At 71.7% G+C, this 22,068-nt stretch carries 21 protein-coding genes; 4 read left to right on the top strand and 17 right to left on the bottom strand.

The annotated features are described in order from the left end of the window. The first annotated feature begins 67 nt into the window (after positions 1 to 67). From eat to E4N63_RS26890, 3 genes are all read left to right on the top strand, one after another. Positions 68 to 1,567, top strand: a complete 1,500-nt coding sequence (gene eat, locus E4N63_RS26900; protein WP_125624562.1) for an ethanolamine permease — start codon at positions 68 to 70, stop codon at positions 1,565 to 1,567. Between the two features lie 196 nt (positions 1,568 to 1,763). Next, positions 1,764 to 2,474 (top strand): gamma-glutamyl-gamma-aminobutyrate hydrolase family protein, encoded by a 711-nt coding sequence (locus E4N63_RS26895; RefSeq protein WP_228429699.1) that lies wholly within the window; start codon positions 1,764 to 1,766, stop codon positions 2,472 to 2,474. Positions 2,475 to 2,783: 309 nt separating this feature from the next. Then, the gene (locus E4N63_RS26890) at positions 2,784 to 3,689 is read left to right on the top strand and encodes a 5'-3' exonuclease (RefSeq protein WP_125624568.1); all 906 of its coding nucleotides are present in this window, start codon (positions 2,784 to 2,786) and stop codon (positions 3,687 to 3,689) included. A 69-nt stretch (positions 3,690 to 3,758) separates the two neighbouring features. Here E4N63_RS26890 and E4N63_RS26885 read toward each other — a convergent pair whose 3' ends face one another. The 16 genes from E4N63_RS26885 to arc all read right to left on the bottom strand — a co-directional run bounded on the left by E4N63_RS26885 (position 3,759) and on the right by arc (position 20,793). Then, the gene (locus tag E4N63_RS26885) at positions 3,759 to 6,578 is read right to left on the bottom strand and encodes an RNA helicase (RefSeq protein ID WP_125624561.1); all 2,820 of its coding nucleotides are present in this window, start codon (positions 6,576 to 6,578) and stop codon (positions 3,759 to 3,761) included. Positions 6,579 to 6,658: 80 nt separating this feature from the next. Beyond that, entirely contained in the window at positions 6,659 to 7,549 is an 891-nt protein-coding gene (locus E4N63_RS26880) for a diacylglycerol kinase (protein WP_125624560.1), read from the bottom strand. A gap of 99 nt (positions 7,550 to 7,648) precedes the next feature. Continuing rightward, entirely contained in the window at positions 7,649 to 8,611 is a 963-nt protein-coding gene (gene tatC / locus E4N63_RS26875; protein ID WP_125624559.1) for a twin-arginine translocase subunit TatC, read from the bottom strand. Between the two features lie 62 nt (positions 8,612 to 8,673). Further along, the gene (gene tatA, locus E4N63_RS26870; RefSeq protein ID WP_019708848.1) at positions 8,674 to 8,973 is read right to left on the bottom strand and encodes a Sec-independent protein translocase subunit TatA; all 300 of its coding nucleotides are present in this window, start codon (positions 8,971 to 8,973) and stop codon (positions 8,674 to 8,676) included. 271 nt (positions 8,974 to 9,244) lie between these two features. Continuing rightward, the gene (locus tag E4N63_RS26865) at positions 9,245 to 9,439 is read right to left on the bottom strand and encodes a hypothetical protein (protein ID WP_230241865.1); all 195 of its coding nucleotides are present in this window, start codon (positions 9,437 to 9,439) and stop codon (positions 9,245 to 9,247) included. A gap of 43 nt (positions 9,440 to 9,482) precedes the next feature. Further along, positions 9,483 to 9,740 (bottom strand): hypothetical protein, encoded by a 258-nt coding sequence (locus E4N63_RS26860; protein ID WP_125624557.1) that lies wholly within the window; start codon positions 9,738 to 9,740, stop codon positions 9,483 to 9,485. After that, complete coding sequence (locus tag E4N63_RS26855; protein WP_043463413.1) at positions 9,737 to 10,699, bottom strand: YafY family protein; 963 nt, start codon at positions 10,697 to 10,699, stop codon at positions 9,737 to 9,739. Before E4N63_RS26855 ends, E4N63_RS26860 begins: the two co-directional genes overlap by 4 nt. Positions 10,700 to 10,735: 36 nt before the next feature. Then, the gene (locus E4N63_RS26850; RefSeq protein ID WP_230241864.1) at positions 10,736 to 11,689 is read right to left on the bottom strand and encodes a YafY family protein; all 954 of its coding nucleotides are present in this window, start codon (positions 11,687 to 11,689) and stop codon (positions 10,736 to 10,738) included. Positions 11,690 to 11,815: 126 nt separating this feature from the next. Further along, complete coding sequence (locus E4N63_RS26845) at positions 11,816 to 12,190, bottom strand: FKBP-type peptidyl-prolyl cis-trans isomerase (protein ID WP_019708851.1); 375 nt, start codon at positions 12,188 to 12,190, stop codon at positions 11,816 to 11,818. A gap of 64 nt (positions 12,191 to 12,254) precedes the next feature. Continuing rightward, positions 12,255 to 13,160, bottom strand: a complete 906-nt coding sequence (locus E4N63_RS26840; RefSeq protein WP_230241863.1) for an FKBP-type peptidyl-prolyl cis-trans isomerase — start codon at positions 13,158 to 13,160, stop codon at positions 12,255 to 12,257. Positions 13,161 to 13,284: 124 nt separating this feature from the next. Continuing rightward, positions 13,285 to 14,646, bottom strand: a complete 1,362-nt coding sequence (gene pafA / locus E4N63_RS26835; protein WP_019708853.1) for a Pup--protein ligase — start codon at positions 14,644 to 14,646, stop codon at positions 13,285 to 13,287. A 272-nt stretch (positions 14,647 to 14,918) separates the two neighbouring features. Continuing rightward, positions 14,919 to 15,683, bottom strand: a complete 765-nt coding sequence (gene prcA, locus E4N63_RS26830; RefSeq protein WP_125623898.1) for a proteasome subunit alpha — start codon at positions 15,681 to 15,683, stop codon at positions 14,919 to 14,921. A 57-nt stretch (positions 15,684 to 15,740) separates the two neighbouring features. Next, on the bottom strand, positions 15,741 to 16,586 hold the full coding sequence (gene prcB, locus E4N63_RS26825; protein WP_230241861.1) for a proteasome subunit beta: 846 nt from the start codon (positions 16,584 to 16,586) through the stop codon (positions 15,741 to 15,743). Between the two features lie 348 nt (positions 16,587 to 16,934). Beyond that, complete coding sequence (locus tag E4N63_RS26820; RefSeq protein WP_019708856.1) at positions 16,935 to 17,153, bottom strand: ubiquitin-like protein Pup; 219 nt, start codon at positions 17,151 to 17,153, stop codon at positions 16,935 to 16,937. Positions 17,154 to 17,299: 146 nt separating this feature from the next. Then, entirely contained in the window at positions 17,300 to 18,811 is a 1,512-nt protein-coding gene (gene dop / locus E4N63_RS26815; protein ID WP_374112839.1) for a depupylase/deamidase Dop, read from the bottom strand. 215 nt (positions 18,812 to 19,026) lie between these two features. After that, a complete protein-coding gene (gene arc, locus E4N63_RS26810) occupies positions 19,027 to 20,793 on the bottom strand; it encodes a proteasome ATPase (protein WP_019708858.1) in 1,767 nt (588 codons plus the stop codon). Between the two features lie 241 nt (positions 20,794 to 21,034). Between arc and E4N63_RS26805 the strand changes: the two genes are divergently transcribed. Continuing rightward, a complete protein-coding gene (locus tag E4N63_RS26805) occupies positions 21,035 to 21,358 on the top strand; it encodes a ferredoxin (protein WP_125623900.1) in 324 nt (107 codons plus the stop codon). Positions 21,359 to 21,362: 4 nt separating this feature from the next. Here E4N63_RS26805 and E4N63_RS26800 read toward each other — a convergent pair whose 3' ends face one another. Further along, the gene (locus tag E4N63_RS26800; RefSeq protein ID WP_228429700.1) at positions 21,363 to 21,905 is read right to left on the bottom strand and encodes a hypothetical protein; all 543 of its coding nucleotides are present in this window, start codon (positions 21,903 to 21,905) and stop codon (positions 21,363 to 21,365) included. Positions 21,906 to 22,068: the final 163 nt, after the last annotated feature.

Below are 22,068 nucleotides of genomic sequence, written 5' to 3'. Positions count from 1 at the left end.
TTGCGCACGGCCGCCCCTCGGGGCAATGGTATGGCGCTAAACCATTGCCCCCAGGCAGGAGCGGCTCATGGCCGACGGCATCGACTCGCGCCCCGCAACCCCGACCACCGCACCGCCGGGCGGCGGCTCCCCCGGCCCCGGCGCGCAGGGACACCACCCGCACCACGGCTACCTGGAGCGGCGCTCGCTGCGCCAGGGCAGCGCCGGCTGGCTGCTGCTGACCGGCCTCGGCGTCGCGTACGTCGTCTCCGGCGACTTCTCCGGCTGGAACTTCGGCCTCGCCGAGGGCGGCTTCGGCGGACTCGCCGTCGCCACCGTCCTCATGGGCCTGATGTACACCTGCATGGTCTTCGCCCTGGCCGAACTGGCCGCCATCCTGCCCACCGCGGGCGGCGGCTACGGCTTCGCCCGGCGCGCCCTCGGCACCTGGGGCGGCTTCCTCACCGGCACCGCGATCCTCATCGAGTACGTCCTCGCCCCGGCGGCGATCTCCATCTTCATCGGCGACTACGTGGAATCCCTCGGCCTGTTCGGCCTGGAGTCCGGCTGGCCGCTGCAACTCGCCTGTTTCGTGGTCTTCGTCGGCATCCATCTGTGGGGCGTCGGCGAGGCCCTGCGGTTCAGCTTCGTCGTCACCGGGATCGCCGTGGCCGCTCTGCTGATCTTCGCCGTCGGCGCGTTCACCGAGTTCGACGCCTCCGGTCTCAACGACATCCCGGCCGACCCGGACGCCTTCGGCTCCAGCTCCTGGCTGCCGTTCGGGCTGCTGGGCATCTGGGCCGCCTTCCCGTTCGGCATGTGGTTCTTCCTCGGGGTGGAGGGCGTGCCGCTGGCCGCCGAGGAGACCCGCGACCCGGCCCGCACCCTGCCGAGGGCCATGGCCCTGTCCATGGGGATCCTCCTGCTGCTCGCGCTGATCACCTTCCTCGCCGCCACCGGCGCGCGAGGCTCCGCCGCGATCCAGGACGCCGGCAACCCGCTGGTCGCCGCCCTGCAGGGGGACGGCGACCCGACACCGCTCAGCCGCTTCGTCAACTACGCGGGACTGGCCGGCCTGGTCGCCTCCTTCTTCTCCCTCGTCTACGCGGGCTCCCGGCAGCTCTTCGCCCTCTCCCGGGCCGGCTACCTCCCCCGCTTCCTCTCCCTCACCAGCCGCCGCAAGGCCCCCTGGCTCGGCCTGCTCGTGCCGGGCGCGATCGGCTTCTCCCTGGCCGCGGCGACGGGCGACGGCGCCCGGATGCTCAACGTCGCCGTCCTCGGCGCCACCATCTCCTACGCCCTGATGTCGCTCTCGCACATCGTGCTGCGCCGCCGCGAGCCGGACCTGCCGCGGCCGTACCGCACGCCGGGCGGCGCGGCCACCTCCGCGGTGGCGTTCGTCCTGGCCTGTTCGGCGCTGGTCGCGACCTTCCTGGTGGACCAGGACGCCGCGCTCATCACCCTCGGGGTGTACGCGGTCGCCGTGGCCTACTTTGCCTTCTACAGCCGCCACCGGCTCGTCGCCGCCGCGCCGGAGGAGGAGTTCGCCGCGCTGGCCGCCGCGGAGGCCGAACTGGAACGCGACTGACGGCGGCCGCCCGGCCGCAACAGCCGCAAGCGCGCCGGGACGCAGACGGAGACAGACACAGGAGCAGAAGCGGACCGAACCGGCGGCGGGAACGGAGACGGGGACGGTACGGCCCGGCGCGGGACCCGTACACCGCACCCGGCCCCGGACCCGCGAGCCGGAAACCCGGACCGTGACCGACGGGAGGAGCCCGACCGTGCCCGAGCCCAGGCCGCTGATCGGCGTGAGCACCTATCTCGAAGCCGTGGCGCGCTGGGGCGTCTGGGAGCAGAGCGCGGCCCTGCTCCCGTCCGGCTACCACCGGCTCGTCCAGCGCGCGGGCGGCCTCGCCGCGATGCTGCCGCCGGACGAGCCGGCCGCGGCCGCCGCCGTGACCGCCCGGCTCGACGCCCTCGTCGTCGCGGGGGGCCCGGATGTGGAACCCGTGCGGTACGGGGCCGCCCCGCACCCCATGACCGGGCCGCCCGCCCGCGAACGGGACGCCTGGGAGAGCGCCCTGCTGGAGGCCGCGCTGGAGGCCGGCACGCCGGTGCTCGGCATCTGCCGGGGCATGCAGCTGCTCAACGTGGTGCTGGGCGGCAGCCTGGTCCAGCACCTGCCCGAGACCGCCGGGTCCGGCTGCGCACACGGCGGGCCGCCCGGGGTCTTCGGGTCTCATGTGGTGAAGCCGGTGCCGGGGACCGTGCTGGCGCGGGCCCTGCCGGAGGCGGTCGCCGTGCCCAGCTACCACCACCAGGCGGTGGACCGGCTCGGCCGCGGGCTGGTCCCGAGCGCGTACGCCGAGGACGGCACCGTGGAGGCGGTCGAACTCCCGGACGCGCCGGGGCTGGTGCTCGGCGTGCAGTGGCACCCGGAGGCCGGTGACGATCCGCGCGTGATGGAGACCCTGGTCCGGGCCGCCCGCTGAAGGGGCCCGCGCGCCCGGCACCCCGTCCGGCCGCACCCCCGTGGACGGCCGGACGGGCCGGGCCGCGCCGGCCCGCCTCCGGCATTCTGGCCCGCGGGCGGCGGCGGACCCAACCGGATTTCCGCGCCCCGGGCCCCGGAGGACCGGGCCGCCGGGCTCCGGACCGCCCCCACCGGACCGAACGGGGAACCGCGCGCCGCGGCCGGAGGCGGACCTTTCCCGGGGGACCCGGGGCCCGCCCGCGCCGCCCGGCGCCGGCCGGCGCTGTCGGTCCCCTGGGGCATCATCGGGTGCGTGACCCGACGCCTGATGCTTCTCGACACCGCCAGCCTCTACTTCCGCGCCTACTTCGGGGTGCCCGATTCGGTGAAGGCCCCCGACGGCAGCCCCGTCAACGCGGTGCGCGGACTGCTGGACTTCATCGCCCGGCTCGTCCACGACCACCACCCGGACGACCTCGTGGCCTGCATGGACGCCGACTGGCGGCCCGCGTGGCGGGTCGAGCTGATCCCCACCTACAAGGCGCACCGGGTCGCCGAGGAGAAGCCCGGCGGCCCGGACACCGAGGAGGTGCCCGACACCCTCTCCCCGCAGGTGCCGGTGATCGAGGAGGTGCTGGACGCCCTCGGCATCGCCCGCGTCGGCGTTCCCCGTTACGAGGCGGACGACGTGATCGGCACCCTCACGGCCCGCGCCCGGGGCCCGGTGGACATCGTCACCGGGGACCGCGATCTCTACCAGCTCGTGGACGACGCCCGCGGGGTGCGGGTGCTCTACCCCGTCAAGGGCGTCGGCACCCTGCAACTCGTCGACGAGGCCGTCCTCCGCGAGAAGTACGGGGTGGACGGCGCCGGTTACGCCGAGCTGGCGCTGCTGCGGGGCGATCCCAGCGACGGCCTGCCGGGCGTCCCCGGCATCGGGGAGAAAACCGCCGCCAAGCTGCTCGCCGCCCACGGCGATCTCGCCGGGATCATGGCCGCCGTCGGCGACCCGGCGTCGGACATCAGCCCCGCACAGCGCAGACGGCTGGACGAGGCCCGGGAGTATCTGGCGGTGGCGCCCACGGTCGTACGGGTCGCCTCCGACGTGCCGCTGCCCGAGTTCGACCCGGCGCTCCCCGGCACGCCCCGCGACCCGGCCGCGCTCGGCCGTCTCGCGGAACGCTGGGGCCTGGGCGGCTCCCTCCAGCGGCTGCTCACCGCTCTGGAGAGCTGAGGCGGGTCCCGCCGCGCGGGCGGCCGCGGGGCCGCGGCCCTCCCGCGCCGTCGGCCCGCCTCAGCCTCCTCAGCCCACCGAGGAGTAGGCCACCACCCCGCGGAGCATCCCGTCCACCGCGCGCCGGGCGTTGCGGCGGATCGGGGTGCCGTCCGGCGCGGCCTCCGCGATCTGTCCCAGGACGTCGATGACCTGCTTGCACCAGCGGACGAAGTCACCGGCGGGCATCTCCACCTCGCGCAGCACCTCGTCCAGCCCGTGCCCGGACGCCCAGCGGTGGGCGGACCAGGCGAAGCCCAGATCCGGCTCCCGCTGTCCGACGCCCTCGGTCTGGTTGATCCGGTGCTCCTCCTCCAGCGCGTCCAGCCGCCCCCAGATGCGTACCATCTCGCCCAGCGCCTGCTGGGCGGCGCCGGTGGGCAGCTTGGGCGGCAGGGCGTCGTCGGCGGAGCGGGCCTCGTAGACCAGCGCCGAGGCGCAGGCCGCCAGTTCGGCCGGTTTGAGGTCGTTCCAGACCCCCGCGCGCAGGCACTCGGAGGCCAGCAGGTCCAGCTCGCCGTAGAGCCGGGCCAGCCGCCGGCCGTCCTCCGTCACCTCGTCGCCCCGGAGGTAGCCGAGGTCCGACAGCAGGGCGTAGACCCGGTCGAAGGTGCGGGCGATGGTGTTGGTCCGGCCCTCGATACGGCGCTCCAGCTGCCGGGTGTCCCGGCGCAGCCGGTGGTAGCGCTCGGCCCAGCGGGCGTGGTCCTCCCGGTCCGAGCAGCCGTGGCAGGGGTGGGCGCGGATCTCGGTGCGCAGCCGGGCGATCTCGGCGTCGTCGGCCGCCGGGGCGCGGCCCCTGCGGTGCCGCTCCGGGGTGATGTGCCCGGCGCGGGTGCGCAGCGCGGACGCCAGGTCCCGGCGGGAGTGCGGGGAGCGGGCGTTGAAGGACTTGGGGATGCGCATCCGGTCCAGCGCCTCGACGGGCACCGGGAAGTCGATCGACGCGAGCCGCTTGACCTGCCGCTCGGCGGTGAGCACCAGCGGGCGGGGCCCGTCGTGGTGGTCGAAACCGCGGTGGCCGTTGGAACGCCCGGCGGGCAGGCCCGGGTCGAGGACCAGTGCCAGCCCGGCGTACTTGCCCGTCGGCACATGGATGACGTCACCCGGCCGGAGCTTCTCCAGGGCGGCCGCGGCCGCCACCCGGCGCTGCGCCGCGCCCTGCTTGGCGAGTTCGGTCTCGCGCTCCTTGAGGTCGCGGCGGAGGCGGGCGTACTCCTCGAAGTCGCCGAGGTGGCAGGTCATGGAGGCGCGGTAGCCCTCCAGGCCCTCCTCGTTCTTCTGCACCTGGCGGGAGATGCCGACGACCGAACGGTCCGCCTGGAACTGCGCGAAGGAGGTCTCCAGCAGTTCCCGGGAGCGGTGCCGCCCGAACTGGGAGACCAGGTTGACCGCCATGTTGTACGAGGGCTTGAAGGAGGAGCGGAGCGGATAGGTACGGGTGCCGGCCAGCCCGGCCAGCGCCTCCGGGTCCATGGCACGCTGCCAGAGCACCACCGCGTGGCCCTCGACGTCGATGCCGCGGCGCCCGGCCCGGCCGGTGAGCTGGGTGTACTCGCCCGGCGTGATGTCCGCGTGCTGCTGGCCGTTCCACTTGACCAGCTTCTCCAGCACCACCGAGCGGGCGGGCATGTTGATGCCCAGGGCCAGCGTCTCGGTGGCGAAGACGGCCTTCACCAGGCCCCGGACGAACAGTTCCTCCACGACCTCCTTGAAGGTGGGCAGCATGCCGGCGTGGTGTGCGGCGATGCCCCGCTCCAGGCCCTCCAGCCACTCGAAGTAGCCGAGGACGTGCAGATCCTCGTCGGGGATGGTGGCGGTGCGCCGCTCGACGATCTCCCGGACCCGGCGGCGGGCGGGCTCGTCGTTGAGCCGCAGGCCGGCGGCCAGGCACTGCTGGACGGCGGCCTCGCAGCCGGCGCGGCTGAAGATGAACGTGATGGCGGGCAGCAGGCCCTCGGCGTCGAGCCGGTCGATGACCTCGACCCGGCTGGGCGTCCAGATCCGGCTGCGCTGGCGGCGTTCGCGCTCGCGGTCGGCCTCGCGGAGGACGCGGCCGCGCCGGCGGTCGCGGGGGCCGGTGGGGCGGCTGTTCTCCATCCGGGCGAGCCGGACCAGATCGGGGTTGACCTCGCGGCGCCCGGCGCCGTCCCGCCCGCTTTTCTCCTCGAAGAGGTCGTACATCCGCCGGCCGGCCAGGACGTGCTGCCAGAGCGGGACGGGGCGGTGCTCGGAGACGATCACCTCGGTGTCCCCGCGCACGGTGTCCAGCCAGTCGCCGAACTCCTCGGCGTTGGAGACCGTCGCGGAGAGGGAGACGAGGGTGACGGACTCGGGGAGGTGGATGATGACCTCCTCCCAGACCGCGCCGCGGAAGCGGTCGGAGAGGTAGTGCACCTCGTCCATGACGACATAGCCGAGGCCCGTCAGGGACTGCGAGCCGGCGTAGAGCATGTTGCGCAGCACCTCGGTGGTCATGACGATCACCGGGGCCTCGCTGTTGACGCTGTTGTCGCCGGTCAGCAGGCCGACCTTGTCGGCGCCGTAGCGCTTCACGAGGTCGTTGTACTTCTGGTTGGAGAGCGCCTTGATGGGCGTGGTGTAGAAGCATTTGCGGCCCTGGTCGAGGGCCAGGTGGACGGCGAACTCGCCGACGATGGTCTTGCCGGAGCCGGTGGGCGCGGCGACCAGGACGCCCTTGCCCGCCTCCAGGGCCCGGCAGGCGTCGATCTGGAACGGGTCCAGGTCGAAGTCGTACATCGCGCGGAACGGGAAGAGCGCGGTGGCCTGCTCGGCGGCGCGGCTCCGGGCGGCGGCGTAGCGCTCGGCTGGGGACATGTCGTCGGTCATCGTATTCACGAGCCTACCGGCCGCCCCGGACATCCCAGCGATCTTTTGCGGGAGGCCGGGCCGGAGCCGGGTCCGCCCGGTCAGGGGACGAGCAGCCGCACCGCCTCCGGCACGGTGGCGGCGGTCAGCGGCAGCGGACCGAGCGGTTCCCCGTCGGCGTAGCCGGTGACCCCGGGCGCCTCCAGGGTGACGCTCCGCGCACGCAGGGCGGTCACGGCCGGATGGGAGAGATGGCTGCCCCGGTAGACGCGGGGGAAGACCCGCAGCAGCGTGGTGCGGCTGCAGGGGCCGACGACCGTGATGTCGAAGAGCCCGTCGTCGGTCCGGGCCCCGGGGCAGATCCGCATGCCGCCGCCGTAGGAGGGGGCGTTGCCGACCGCGACGAGGGTCGCCTCGATCTCCCGCGCGGGCCCGCCGTCGAGACTGATCCGGTACGGGACGGTGCGCAGCGCGGCCAGTTCGGCGAGGAGCGCCAGGTCGTAGCGGAAGCGCCCGACGGGGCCGCGGAGCCGGTTGCCCCGGTCGTTGACGCGGGAGTCGAGGCCGGAGGCGAGCACGGTGCCGAACCAGCGGTCCCCGGCCCGGCCGAGGTCCGTGGGGCGCCCCCCGTGCTCCTTGAGCGCGGTGGCGGCCACCACGGCGGCGGCGGCCGGCTGCCGGACCGGCAGGCCGTGGGCGCGGGCGTAGTCGTTCCCGGAGCCGGCGGCGACGACGCCCAGCGGCACGTCGGTTCCGGCGACGGCCCGCAGGGCGAGGGAGACCATGCCGTCCCCGCCGACGGCGATCAGGGCGCCGGTGCCGGCGGCGACGGCCGCGCGGGCGCGGTCCAGCGCATCGGCGGCGTCGGTGCCGAGCACGGTCCGCACGGAGAAGCCGGCGTCCCGCAGGGCGGACGCCGCGGGGCGGGCGGCGCGCGCACCGCGGCCGCGCCCCGCGGTGGGGTTGACGAACAGGGTGATCTCGCTGGTCACGCCGGGACTGTATCCGGTCGGCCGCACCGCCGTAACCGCTGGTACGGAAGCAGTTCCTCCCGCGGGCCGGCCCGCCGCTCCGGAGCCCCGCGAAGGGCACTACGTGGCGTCGTCGTAACCGTTCACCCGGGGGTTGTTCTCCTCGCGGGCCTGCTGCGGCAGCGCGGCCCGGCCGGAGCCGACCGGCTCGATCTCGTCGATGGCCTCAGGGGTCAGGTCGAGCTGGGAGGCCTCGTCGTCGCTCAGCTCCGCGTCCGGGTTCCTGCGGCGGCGCCGACGGTCGTTGGCGAGCGCGATGCCGACCGCCAGGAAGTACAGCAGGACGATCGGTGCGGCGAGCGCCAGCATGGTCAGCGGGTCACCGGTGGGGGTGGCGAACGCGGCGAAGACCGTGATGCTCATGACCATCCACCGCCACCAGCCGGCCATGCGGCGGCCCGAGATGACTCCGCCGAAGTTCAGCATGACCAGCAGCAGGGGCAGCTCGAAGGCGAGCCCGAAGACGACCACGAGCCGGGTGACGATGTCGAGGTAGTCGTCCAGGCGGACGAGGTTGCTGAGTCCCAGGCCGTCCGGGGTCAGCCCGATGAGGGCCGCGGCGCTCGTGGGAAGGATCAGATATGCGAAGTAGCCGCCCCCGACGAACAGCGGAAGGCCCACGCCCGCGAACATGAGGGCGTATTTCTGTTCGCTCTTGTGGAGGCCCGGCGCGAGGAACGCCCACAGCTGATAGAGCCAGACCGGGCATGCCGCCACCACGCCGGTCATGAGCCCCACCTTGATCATGATGGTGAACGGCCCGAGGAGGCCGTCAACCGTCAGCTGGGCGCAGTTGTCGCCCTTCTCGGCGAGATCGGTGAAACTCGCCGTACAGCCCACGGATTCCCGGATCGGGGCCGTCAGCCAGTCGGCGATCTCCTCGTAGAACCAGAACGCGGCAACAGTGACCACGAGGATCGCCAGCACGGCTTTGAGCAGACGGTCGCGGAGCTCACGCAGATGCTCCGCGAGCGGCATCCGCCCCTCTGGGTCCTTCTCCCGCTTGCGGGAAGACTTCAGCAACCCCACGTTCCTCATCTTGTGCGGCGGCCTCGGCCGCCGGGAGTGGCTCTACGACGACGGTGTCAGCTCTGCTGGGAGGCGTGGCCCGGCTCGGACACCGGACGGGCGCTGCTCACATCACCGGGGGCGGCCTGGATGGTGCGCGGCGCGGGAGGAGCCGTCTGCCCGGACTCGGGGGCGGCGGGCTCCTGCCCGCCGGCCGGGGTCTCGCCGTCCTTCTTCATCGCCTTGGCCTCGCTCTTGAGGATGCGGGCCGACTTGCCGAGCGAACGGGCCATGTCGGGAAGCTTCTTGGCGCCGAACAGCAGCAGGATGACAAGGATGATCAGTACGATCTCAAGAGGCTTCAGGTTGGCGAACATGTGCGTGTACCTACTCCCCGAGGCGGCGTCTGGTGGGGTCTTGCCGGGGGAATCGGGGACGCCCGACCTCCCGCGCACAGCATCGTAACGCGCAAGGGTGAACGGCGGGCAATCCCTCCGCGCACTCCCGGTTGCGGCCCCGCCTCTGCCTAGAGACCGCACATGCCAGCGTACCTCCCCCGCCGCCCGGGGAAAGAGGGCCGGGAAACCGGGGGACGAACCTGCCGGGGCCGGGCCGCCGCGGCCGGGGACACGCCTGCCCGGGCCGCGCTCAGCCGCCGCCCGGCCGGGCCGCCGGCGGGGTCGCGGCGCGCTCCAGGTCCTCGGCCGCGCGTTCGATGCGCTGCGAGGCCTCCGCCACCTGCCGGGACAGCCGGCGCACCTCGGTGAAGACGCGGGCGGCCAGGACGCCGAGGACGGCGATCCCGCAGAAGGCGAGGGCGACGGCGGTCATGGGCCAGAACATGGAGGGGAGCCTAGCCGAGCGGGACCGTGCGGCGCCGGGCCGGTCAGACGGTGGAGTGCAGCCGCAGCGTGCGGACGCCGCCGCCGGTCAGCAGTTCCACGATCCGCTCCCCCGCCGGCTTGCGCACCGCCGCCCCGCAGTCGGGGCAGGTGAAGGAGTAGAAGGTCGTCCGGTCGCTGGCGCCGATGGCCAGCCGTATGGCCTCGGAGGCCAGCTCGAACCGGCCCCGGCAGTCCGGGCACGCGGCCTTGTAGAGCACCGCGGTGGTCACCGTCTCCATCCCCGTCCTCCGTCTCGTCATCCGCCGTAGGCCGCCAGGGCCCGTCCCGCCGCCAGCCGGGCGCTCTCGGCCAGGTCAGCGGGCGAGACGATGCGGCCGTCACCGCCCAGCCGGAGCGCGAGCCGGCGCAGGCTCGCGGGGTCGGGGGTGCGCAGGGTGATCCGCAGCCCGCCGTCGTCGAGTTCCTCGGCGCTGTCGTGCGGGTAGTACTCGGCGACCCAGCGCCCGCCGGGGCCGACCTCGACGACGACCTCCGGGTCCTCGGCGGACGGCTGGACCAGCCCCTCGGAGAGATCGCGGAGTTCGAGCTGCGGCGGGTCCGCGGGCTCGTCCAGCAGCCGGATCTCGGCGACCCGGTCGAGGCGGAAGGTGCGCCGGGCCTCGGAGGTCCGGCACCACGCCTCCATATAGGTGTGGCCGACGGCGAACAGCCGGATCGGGTCGACCTCGCGTTCGGTGAGCTCGTCGCGGGCGGGCGAGTAGTAGCGCAGCCACAGCCGGCGCCGCTCGGAGATGGCGCGGTCGACGTCGGCGAAGACCCCGCCCTCGGACTCGAAGGTGACCGACAGCCGGGAGCTGGCCCCCGCGGCCTCGCCGGCCGCCGCCTCCAGTTTGGCGGTGGCGCGCAGCAGGGCCTGCCGGTCGCTCTCCCGCAGACCGGGGAGGGTGGCGACGGCGCGGGCGGCCACCAGCAGGGCGGTGGCCTCGTCGGCGGCCAGCCGCAGCGGAGCGCCGGAGCTGCTGCCGGCGGCGTCCGGGTTGCGCCACCAGATGCGGTCGCCGTCGGTGTCGATGTCGAGCAGGTCGCCGCCGCGGAAGCTGGTGCCGCACATCGGCAGGACGTTGAGGTCGGCGATGAGCTCGTCCTCGGTGATGCCGAACGCACGGGCGACGTCGCTGACGCGGGCGCCGGGGCGTTCGCGCAGATAGGTCACCAGGGAGAGCATCCGGCGGGTCTGGTCAATCGCGTTGGTGGCCATCGGCGGTCTCGTCGTCCCTCGTTCTCTCGGCGTCTCTCAGCCCTTGGCCACGGCGCGCAGCCGTTCGACCACATCGGTCCGCAGCTCGGCCGGTTCCAGGACGACCACATCGGGCCCGAACTCCACCAGCCAGGCGTCCAGTCCGTGCCCGTACGGGATCTCCAGCTCGTCCCAGCCCTCCCCCACTTCCCGGACCGAGAGGGCCCGCGACCGCAGCGGATAGCCGGCGCCGGTCCGCAGCCGGATCCGGGCCGTGCTGGTGGCGACCTCTCCGGCCCAGCGCTCCACCGTCTCGCGGACGGTGACGTGGTCGGGCACCGCGGCGGTGAAGGCACCGGCGCGCGACTTGACCCGGCCGGTGATCCGGGAGAGCCGGAAGACCCGCTCGGCGCCCCGGTCCCGGTCCCAGCCGGCGAGATACCAGTGGCCGCGGCAGCACTCCAGGGTCCAGGGCTCGACATGCCGGGTCTCGGGGCGCGCGGCGGTGGCCTTGCGGTAGTCGAAGACCACCGGGCGGCGGTCGCGACAGGCCAGCATCAGCGGTTCGAAGGCCGGCTCCTGGGCCGGGATCCGCGGTTCCAGCGCGCTCTGGCCGGTGTAGGCGTCCTCGGCGAGCGGCATCCCGGCCGCGCGCAGCTTCTGCAGCGCACCGCTGGCGGCGCCCGCCAGCCGGGCCTGCTGCCACACCTTGGCGGCCAGGCCCAGGGCGGCGGCCTCGGAGGCGTCGAGGGTGACGGGCGGCAGCCGGTTGCTGTCGCGGTGCGCACGGTAGCCGATGTCGCCGTCGAAGCCCTCGACCGTCTCGATGACCAGGCCGAGCTCGCGCAGATCGTCCTTGTCCCGCTCGAACATACGGTTGAAGGCCTCGTCCGTGGCGGCCTCGATGTACGCCTCGATGGAGGCCCGGAGCTCGCGCTTGCTGAGCGGACGCCGGGTGCCCAGCAGGCACAGCGCCAGGTTCATCAGCCGCTCGGCCTTGGCAATGGCCATCGACGCCCTTTCTCGTTGTGCTCCCCGACCGATGACCGTACCGCTCCGGAGGTCACCGGCAAAAGCGAGGGCCCATGCCTTGACGGCACGGGCCCTCGGGGATACGGCCTGGCAGCGGCCGGTGTGTCAGACCGCCACGAGATCGCAGACGAAGATCAGCGTCTCGCCCGGCTTGATGCGGCCGCCCCCGGCGCCGCGGTCGCCGTACGCGAGGTGCGCCGGGATGGTCAGCTGGCGGCGGCCGCCGACCTTCATGCCCTGCACGCCCTGGTCCCAGCCGCTGATGACCTGGCCCACGCCGAGCTGGAACTGCAGCGGCGTGCCGCGGTTCCAGCTCGCGTCGAACTCCTCACCGGTGCTGAAGGCGACACCCACGTAATGGACGGAGACGGTGTCCCCGGCCTTGGCGACGGGGCCGTCACCCTCCCAGATGTCCTTGATCTCCAGGTCGGCCGGCGGCTCGCCGCCCGGGAAGTCGATCTCGGGCTTCTCGATGCTCACTGAAGTTGCTCCTAGAAAGAATTTCTGTCGGCGAAACCGTAACAGCCCGGCGGAGAGGCCGTGATCACGCGATGCCGAGGATGTCCACGACGAAGACCAGGTCGGACTTGATCTGCTTCTGCTGCTCCTTGGTCAGCTCGTCCTGCGGGACGACGAGCATGACCCTGCTCCCGGCCTTCTGGCCCTTGAGACCCTCGCTCCAGCCGGGCATCTGGGCGATCGGGACGTCCTGCGGAGTGCCCTGGGCCCAGGTGTCGCCACCGGGCTTGCCGTCCTTCCACAGGGTCAGACCGTAGTGGACGTTCAGGGTGTCCTTCGCGCCCACTTCCTTGCCGGTGCCCTCGATGATCGTCTTGGTGACGACCTTCCCGGGCGCGTCCTTCCCCTTGGGGATGGTCACCTTCGGCGCCTTGTCGTCGGTCTCGGTGCCGACCTTCGGCAGCTCCGCGTCGGTCTGCGGGACTGCCTTGCCCTCGGGCCGGGTCGGCATGACCTTCTTGAGGTCCACCACGAAGACGAGGGTGGAGTTGGCGGGGATCTTCGCCTGCTCCTGCTTTCCGTACCCCTTGTCCGGCGGAATGACGAGCTCGACGCGGCTGCCGAGCTTCTGCCCGACCAGGCCCTCGTCCCAGCCCTTGATGACCTTGCCGGTGCCGATCTGGAAGGTGCTCGGCTCGCCGCGGTCGTAGCTGTTGTCGAAGACCTCGCCCTCCCACGTCTGTCCCAGGTAGTGGGCGTTCAGGGCCTCGCCCTTCTTCACCTCCGCCCCCTTGCCATCCTTGAGGACCTTGACCTTCAGGCCCTTGGGCGGGTCGCCCTCACCCTTGGCGACCTTCGGCTTCTTGCCGTCCTCGCCGGAGACTGCGGGGACGGCACCGGACTTGCCGTTGGACTTCGGGTCGTCGTCGCCGCAGGCCGCGACGGAGACGAGCAGCAGGGGAACAGCCAGCAGGGCTGCGATTCGGCGCACTGTGAATTCCTTGGGGGGGCTGCGGTGGGAACGGAACGGATGGTGCCACTCTAACCACGGGCGGCACGGCGGCGGAGAGGTCCGGATGAGCCGGACCTCTCCGCCGCCGTGCCGCCGGCCGCCGTCACATTCCGGCGATCAGCTTCTCCACCCGGTCGTCCACGGACCGGAACGGGTCCTTGCAGAGGACCGTGCGCTGCGCCTGGTCGTTGAGCTTGAGATGCACCCAGTCCACCGTGAAGTCACGGCGCTGTTCCTGGGCGCGGCGGATGAAGTCGCCGCGGAGCCGGGCCCGGGTGGTCTGCGGCGGCACCGACTTGCCCTCGAAGATCTTGAGGTCGTTGCAGACCCGGGCGGCCTGGCCGCGCCGCTCCAGCAGGTAGTAGAGCCCGCGGCGGCGGTGGATGTCGTGGTAGGCGAGATCTATCTGGGCGACCCGCGGGTGGGACATGGTGATGTTGTTCTTGGCCCGGTAGCGGTCCAGGAGCTTGTACTTCATCACCCAGTCGATCTCGGTGCCGACGCGGTCGAGGTCCTCGTCCCGGATGGCCTCCAGGGTCCGGCCCCACAGCTCCAGCACGCGCTCGACGGTGCCGGTGCGGATGCCCCGGCGCTCGCAGAAGTCGACGGCCTTCTCGTAGTACTCCTGCTGTATCTCCAGGGCGGACGCCTCCCGCCCGCTGGCGAGCCGCACCTTGCGGCGGCCGGTCATGTCGTGGCTGACCTCGCGGATCGCCCGGATCGGGTTCTCCAGGGTGAGATCGCGCATGACGGTGCCCGCCTCGATCATGCGCAGCACGAGGTCGGTGGCGCCGACCTTGAGCAGCATGGTCGTCTCGGACATGTTGGAGTCGCCGACGATCACATGGAGCCGGCGGTAGCGCTCGGCGTCGGCGTGCGGCTCGTCGCGGGTGTTGATGATCGGCCGGGACCGGGTGGTCGCCGAGCTGACGCCCTCCCAGATGTGCTCGGCACGCTGGCTGACGCAGTAGACGGCACCGCGCGGGGTCTGCAGCACCTTGCCGGCGCCGCAGATCATCTGCCGGGTGACGAGGAACGGGATCAGGATGTCCGCGAGCCGGGAGAACTCCCCGTGCCGGGCCACGAGGTAGTTCTCGTGGCAGCCGTAGGAGTTTCCCGCCGAATCGGTGTTGTTCTTGAAGAGATAGACGTCGCCCGCGATGCCCTCCTCGTGCAGGCGGCGCTCGGCGTCGACGAGCAGTCCCTCGAGAATGCGCTCGCCCGCCTTGTCGTGCGTGACCAGTTCGATCACGTTGTCGCACTCGGGTGTCGCGTATTCCGGGTGCGAACCCACGTCCAGGTAGAGGCGGGCACCGTTGCGCAGAAAGACATTGCTGCTCCGGCCCCAGGAAACGACACGGCGGAAGAGGTAGCGCGCCACTTCGTCAGGAGACAGCCGGCGCTGTCCCCTGAACGTGCACGTGACGCCGTACTCGTTCTCCAGCCCGAAAATGCGGCGGTCCATGCCTGAACATTACGCCTTGCGGCCCGCTCTGAAACCGGGTTCGGCAGCACCGTTCCGATCATTTTCCCGATCACTTTCCGCCATCGGCGCGTGATCGCACCCCCACGCGAGCTGCGAGGACGCCGCGGGCGCCGGGCGGCACGGGGATCCGTCCCGCCCGGCGGGCGCCCGGAGCCGGGGCTCGGCGGGGCCGGGGGCTCGGCGGCGGACACGGCCGTGCCCCGGCGGGACCGAGGGTCCCGCCGGGGCACGGAGGGCGCCACGGGGCGCGGTCACTCCCCGTCGTCGCCGGACTCCGGCTCATCGGCGGCATCCGCGTCACCGGCGGACGCGCCGCCGCCCGGCTCCAGGAGACGGGAGAGCCCGCGGCCCTCGACGCGGCGGAACTTCCGCTTCTGCGGGCGGGTGCGGTCGAGGACCGCGACCTCCAGCCGCTCGGCGGGGATCTCCCGCTCGCCGCCGTTGGTGTCCCGCGAGAGTGCCTGGACGGCCAGCTTGAGCGCCTCGGGGAGGGTCATGCCGTCCCGGTGCCGCTGGTCCAGGAAGGTGCTGATCTGCTCGGAGTTGCCACCGACCGCGACGGAGCCGTGCTCGTCCACGATCGAGCCGTCGTGCGGCAGCCGGTAGATCTGGTCGCCCTCGGGGGTCTCCCCCACTTCGGCGACCACCAGTTCGACCTCGTACGGCTTCTCACCGGCGCTGGAGAAGATGGTGCCGAGGGTCTGGGCGTAGACGTTGGCGAGCCCGCGGGCCGTCACATCGGCCCGGTCGTAGGTGTATCCCCGCAGGTCGGCGTAGCGCACACCGCCGATGCGGAGGTTCTCGTACTCGTTGTACTTGCCCGCCGCCGCGAAGGCGATCCGGTCGTAGATCTCGCTGAACTTGTGCAGCGCGCGGGACGGATTCTCGCCGACGAACACGATGCCGTCGGTGTACTGCAGGACGACGAGGCTGCGGCCGCGCGCGATGCCCTTGCGGGCGTACTCGGCGCGGTCGGCCATGGCCTGCTGGGGTGAGACATAGAACGGTGTCGACACCGGCTATCCGTCCCTTTCTGTCCGTGTCGGTGACAAGTGCATTCCGGTCCTCCGGCCTCAGAGGAGCGCGGCCCGCGGGCCGTCCGGCTCCTCGAGCCGGCGCTCGTGGACCGCGCGCGAGATCTCGGAGGACTCGTCCTCCGGGAGCCGCCGGAAGCCCTCGTCGGTGATGACCGTGACAACGGGGTAGATGCGGCGGGCCATGTCCGGTCCGCCGGTCGCCGAGTCGTCGTCCGCGGCGTCGTAGAGAGCCTGTACGACCAGAGTGAGGGCCTGGCGTTCGGTCAGGTCCTCACGGTAGAGCTTCTTGAGGGCGCCGCGGGCGAAGACGGAGCCCGAGCCGGTGGCGGCGTATCCGCGCTCCTCGGAGCGGCCGCCCGTGATGTCGTAGCTGAAGATCCGGCCCTTCTCGCGGTCGGTGTCCCAGCCGGCGAAGAGCGGGATGATGGCCAGACCCTGCAGGGCCATGCCGAGGTTGCCGCGGATCATCGTGGAGAGCCGGTTGGCCTTGCCCTCCAGGGAGAGCTGCGCGCCCTCGACCTTCTCGAAGTGTTCCAGCTCCAGCTGGAAGAGCTTGACCATCTCGACCGCGAGCCCGGCCGTGCCCGCGATGCCGACGGCGCTGTACTCGTCGGCGGGGAAGACCTTCTCGATGTCGCGCTGGGCGATGATGTTGCCCATCGTGGCCCGCCGGTCACCGGCGAGCACCACGCCGCCGGGGAACGACGCCGCGACGATCGTCGTGCCGTGCGGGGCCTCGATCGCGCCCTGCACCGGGGGCAGCGGCCGGCGGCCGGGGAGCAGCTCCGGCTCGTGCTCGGCGAGAAAGTCCATGAAGGAGGAGGACCCCGGGGTCAGGAAGGCAGCCGGCAGACGCCCGGGCTTGCGAGGGTTGGCTTCCACACGTTTCCTTCCACAGATGCGGCGGCCCGGCACATCGCCTCGGGCCGGTCCCTGAACTTCCCTGTGCCGGGCGTCGTTCGGTGAAAACCCGGCACGTCCCGGACCTTACCCGTCTCCCGGCCGTGATCCACATGTTCCGCGGGAGAAGCGGATCCCGGGGAGCGGCGTCCGGTGCGGCGCCGCTCCCCGGGAACGCCCGCGGTCGTCCGCCGCGGCGGACGGAGGAGCCCGCCGGCCGCCCCGGAGGCCCTCCGGCCCTCTGGGACGCGGGGGCACGCGCCGTACGCCGCGGTGCCCGTGCGCACCGGAGGCGCCACGCGGCGTGGCGCCTCCGGTGCCGGGTGCGGCCTACTCGCCGCCCTTCTGCACGAAGCTGCGCACGAAGTCCTCGGCGTTCTCCTCCAGGACGTCGTCGATCTCGTCCAGGACGGAGTCCACGTCGTCGGACAGCTTCTCCTGGCGCTCCTTGAGATCCTCCGAGGCCTCCGCCTCCTGCGTGGTCTCCTCGGTCTCCTGTGTGGAACGCGTGGCCTTCTGCTGGCCGCCGCCGGTGTCCTTCGTCGCCATATCCCTCACCCCGCTCGGTTCGACCCAGCTTGATTGGAACGGTCAAGATCAGACCCTACAAGGCGGGTCCGACATCGGCTCTCTGCTGTCCCGCACTTCTCCTGAGAGCCGGGTGTCATACCCATGGTTCCCTGGCCGGGGCCGTTTCAGCCGCCGGAGAGCACCCGGACCAGATCTTCCGCGGTGCGGCACCGGTCCAGGAGTTCCTTGACGTGGTCCCGGGTGCCCCGCAGGGGCTCCAGGGTGGGTACCCGCTGAAGCGAGTCCCGACCCGGCAGATCGAAAATCACCGAATCCCAGGAGGCCGCGGCCACGTCGTCCGCGTACTGCTCCAGACAGCGGCCACGGAAGTAGGCCCGGGTGTCCTCGGGCGGCTGTGCGACGGCCCGCTCGACCTCGTTCTCGTCCAGCAGCCGCTTCATCCTGCCGCGTGCGGCCAGCCGGTTGTACAGGCCCTTGTCGGGCCGCACGTCGGCGTACTGCAGATCGACGAGGTGGAGCCGGGGGGCGTCCCAGTCCAGGCTGTCACGGCGCCGGTAGCCCTCCAGCAGCTCCCGCTTGGCCACCCAGTCCAGCTCCCCGGCCAGGCTCATCGGATCGCGCTCCAGGCGGTTCAGGACGTCCTCCCAGCGGGTGAGCACGTCCCGGGTCTGCTCGTCCGCGTCGGAGCCGTAGCGGTCCTCCACGTACTTGCTGGCCAGTTCGTAGTACTCCATCTGGAGCTGGAGGGCGGTGAGCGTCCGGCCGCTGCGGAGGGTGATCGCCTTGCGCAGCGAGGTGTCGTGGGAGACCTGGTGGAGCGTGCGGACGGGCTGGTCGACGGCGAGGTCCACGGCGATGAAGCCGTCCTCGATCATGGACAGCACCAGGGAGGTGGTGCCGAGCTTGAGATAGGTGGAGAGTTCGGAGAGGTTGGCGTCGCCGATGATCACATGGAGCCGGCGGTACTTCTCGGCGTCCGCGTGCGGCTCGTCGCGGGTGTTGATGATCGGCCGTTTGAGGGTCGTCTCCAGTCCGACCTCGACCTCGAAGTAATCGGCGCGCTGGCTCAGCTGGAAGCCGTGCTCGTGGCCGTCCTGCCCGATGCCGACCCGGCCGGCGCCGGTGACGACCTGCCGGGAGACGAAGAAGGGCGTCAGATGCCGCACGATGTCCGAGAACGGGGTCTCCCGCTTCATCAGGTAGTTCTCGTGCGTGCCGTAGGAGGCGCCCTTGTTGTCGGTGTTGTTCTTGTAGAGGTGGATCGGCTGGGCGCCGGGGAGCTGGGCCGCGCGCTCTGCGGCGGCCGCCATGATCCGCTCCCCCGCCTTGTCCCAGAGCACCGCGTCGCGCGGGTTGGTGATCTCCGGGGAGCTGTACTCGGGGTGCGCGTGGTCGACGTAGAGCCGGGCGCCGTTGGTCAGGATGACGTTGGCCAGGCCGATGTCCTCGTCGGTGAGCTGGCTCGAGTCCGCCGTCTCGCGGGCGAGGTCGAAGCCGCGGGCGTCCCGCAGCGGGTTCTCCTCCTCGAAGTCCCAGCGGGCGCGGCGCGCCCGGTGCATCGCCGCCGCGTAGGCGTTGACGATCTGGGACGAGGTGAGCATGGCATTGGCGTTCGGGTGCCCCGGAACGGAGATCCCGTACTCCGTCTCGATGCCCATTACTCGCCGTACGGTCATGCGGCCCTCCTTGCCCGGCACCGCCCCCGGACGGGGTCGGCGCTCAAGTACCGCTGCCTCTCCGATGCGCGTGCGGTGCCCGTCCCCGCACCGCGCGGCTCGGCGGTACCGAAAGCCTAGAACGCCGTGAGGGTGGTGGGGAGATCATTTCATTCATTGCCGGAACGCACTCGGCTGCGGATGCCCGCCGGGGGCATCCGCAGCCGGGGCGTGGTTTACAGGTACTGACCGGTGTTCGCGACGGTGTCGATGGAACGGCCGGTGTCGGCGCCCTGCTTTCCGGTGACGAGGGTGCGGATGAAGACGATCCGCTCGCCCTTCTTGCCGGAGATGCGGGCCCAGTCGTCGGGGTTGGTGGTGTTGGGAAGGTCCTCGTTCTCCTTGAACTCGTCGACGCAGGCGGCGAGCAGGTGGGAGACCCGGAGGCCCTTCTGGTTGTGGTCGAGGAAGGCTTTGATCGCCATCTTCTTGGCCCGGTCCACGATGTTCTGGATCATGGCGCCGGAGTTGAAGTCCTTGAAGTACAGGACCTCCTTGTCACCGTTGGCGTAGGTGACCTCCAGGAAGCGGTTCTCCTCCGACTCGGCGTACATCTGCTCGACGACGGACTGGATCATGCCGTCGACGGCCGCGGCCGGGGAGCCGCCGTGCTCGGCGACGTCGTCCGAGTGGAGCGGGAGCGACGGCTTGAGGTACTTCCGGAAGATGTCCTTCGCGGCCTCCGCGTCCGGGCGCTCGATCTTGATCTTCACATCGAGGCGGCCGGGGCGCAGGATCGCGGGGTCGATCATGTCCTCGCGGTTGGAGGCGCCGATGACGATGACGTTCTCCAGGCCCTCCACACCGTCGATCTCGGCGAGCAGCTGGGGGACGATGGTGTTCTCAACGTCCGAGCTGACGCCGGAGCCCCGGGTGCGGAAGAGGGATTCCATCTCGTCGAAGAAGACGATGACGGGGGTGCCCTCGCTCGCCTTCTCACGGGCCCGCTGGAAGACCAGGCGGATGTGCCGCTCGGTCTCGCCGACGTACTTGTTGAGCAGCTCGGGGCCCTTGATGTTCAGGAAGTAGCTCTTGCCGGCGGGCCGGCCGGTGACCTCGGCGACCTTCTTGGCGAGGGAGTTGGCCACGGCCTTGGCGATGAGCGTCTTGCCGCAGCCGGGCGGGCCGTAGAGCAGGACGCCCTTGGGCGGCCGCAGCTCGTGCTCTTTGAAAAGGTCGGGGTGGAGGTACGGGAGCTCGACCGCGTCCCGGATCAGCTCGATCTGGTTGCCCAGGCCGCCGATCCGGTCGTAGTCGATGTCCGGGACCTCTTCGAGGACGAGCTCCTCGACCTCGCTCTTGGGCACGACCTCGTAGACGTAGCCGGAGCGGGGTTCGAGCAGCAGCGCGTCGCCGGCGCGGATGGTGATGCCCATCAGCGGCTCGGCGAGCCGGACCACTCGCTCCTCGTCGGTGTGGCCGATCACCAGGGCGCGTTCGCCGTCCTCGAGGATCTCCTTGAGGGTGACGATGTCCCCGGCGCGCTCGAACTCCATGGCCTCGACCACGTTGAGCGCCTCGTTGAGCATGACCTCCTGGCCGCGCTGGAGCTCGTCGAGTTCGATGCTCGGGCTGACGTTGACCCGGAGTTTCCTGCCTCCGGTGAAGATGTCGGCCGTGCCGTCCTCGTTCGCGTGCAGGAAGACCCCGAAGCCGGCCGGCGGCTGGGCGAGCCGGTCGACCTCCTCCTTGAGGGCCACGATCTGGTCGCGGGCTTCACGGAGCGTGCCCGCCAGCCGCTCGTTCTGGGCGGACACCCCGGCCAGATTGGTCTGCAACTCGACGATCCGCTCTTCGAGAATCCTCGTGTGGCGCGGAGAGTCGGCGAGCTTGCGGCGCAGGACGGCGATCTCCTGCTCGAGATAGGCAACCTGGCCGGCGGGGTCCTCGGACCCTCGCCCCGGCCGGAAGCCGCGGTTGATGTCGTCGTCGTGGGCTGCCACGGTCCTCACCTCCTCCAAGGGGAGCTGGACGCTTCCTGACCCTACCTGGGCCGGTGCAGGTTGAAACCCCTAGATCACAAAGACGGTAGGGGCGTGTCCGATCTTCACCCTTGCGTACTCCCTCACGCCAGGGAATACCCACCCAACAGCATCCGGAAGCAGCCGGTTGTATCGTCGGGACGGTCAACACCCGTCAGAGCTGGCTTCAATTGATTCACCGACGCAGGGAACGGCAGACAAGATGAGCGTGCAGGAAGAGACGGCCGCCGAGACCGCGGCGGACACGGCTCAGCCGGAGCTGGAGGTCTGGATCGACCAGGATCTGTGCACCGGCGACGGCATCTGCGCCCAGTACGCGCCCGAGGTCTTCGAACTCGACATCGACGGACTCGCTTATGTGAAGGACGCCGGCGACGAGCTGCTCACGGAGGCCGGCGCCACCACGCGCGTGCCGCTTCCACTCCTCCGCGAAGTGGTCGATTCCGCCAAGGAATGCCCGGGCGACTGTATTCACGTACGGCGGATTTCGGACAAGGTTGAGTTGTACGGCCCTGACGCTGAGTGACCGGTCACACACTTCCGGGAACGGGCAGGGCGGTCAGCCGGAACTTCCCGTCGCGCCAGTGCCAGGCGACCTTCCGCTCCAGATCCGGACAGCAGCGGGGGACGTCGGAGGCGGAGTAGCCGAGCAGGGTCGCGGAGATCTCTCCGCCACCGACCGCGAAGTCGGTGATGTTCATCTTCTCCGCCGGGTCCACGAGGGTCTCCAGGACCCGGGGAGCCCCGCCGCCGGAGCCGGACCCGAGGACGTACACGCCGTGCGGGGGCGTGCCCATGCCGGCGGCGCAGCGGACGACCGCGGCGGTCTCCGGGCGGCCGTCGCCGTCGAGATCGGCGGAGCCCTCGTCGACCACCTCGGTCTCCCCGCCGCCGCACTCCAGGGGATAGTCGGCGGCCTTCGCGTCGGGGGCGGCCGCGGGCTCGCCGGCGGCGGACTCACCCGCCGCCTGCCGGGCGGCGACCGGCGGGGTGGCGGTGGCGTCCGGCGGCTGGACGAGGGCGGCGGCCCCCAGGACGGCGGCGAGGGCCGTGGCCGTGGTGAGCCAGTGCACCGGCCGGGTCCGGGTGTGCGGAAGCTCCGCGGTGGGCTTCGAGGACGGGGGCGCTGACGGCTGAGGGCATGCCGGGGCCTGCACGCGCTTGTGTCTCCTGGAATCCGGAGCGGATGGGGATGGCCTGCATCGTGCCATATCTCACACCGGCCGGGAACGGCAG

It is taken from the genome of Streptomyces sp. MNU89 (assembly GCF_020982505.1).
GTDB classification, from domain to species: domain Bacteria; phylum Actinomycetota; class Actinomycetes; order Streptomycetales; family Streptomycetaceae; genus Streptomyces; species Streptomyces xinghaiensis.
The sequence above is the reverse complement of the archived record's forward strand: the minus strand, read 5'-3'. Positions and strand labels throughout refer to the sequence as shown.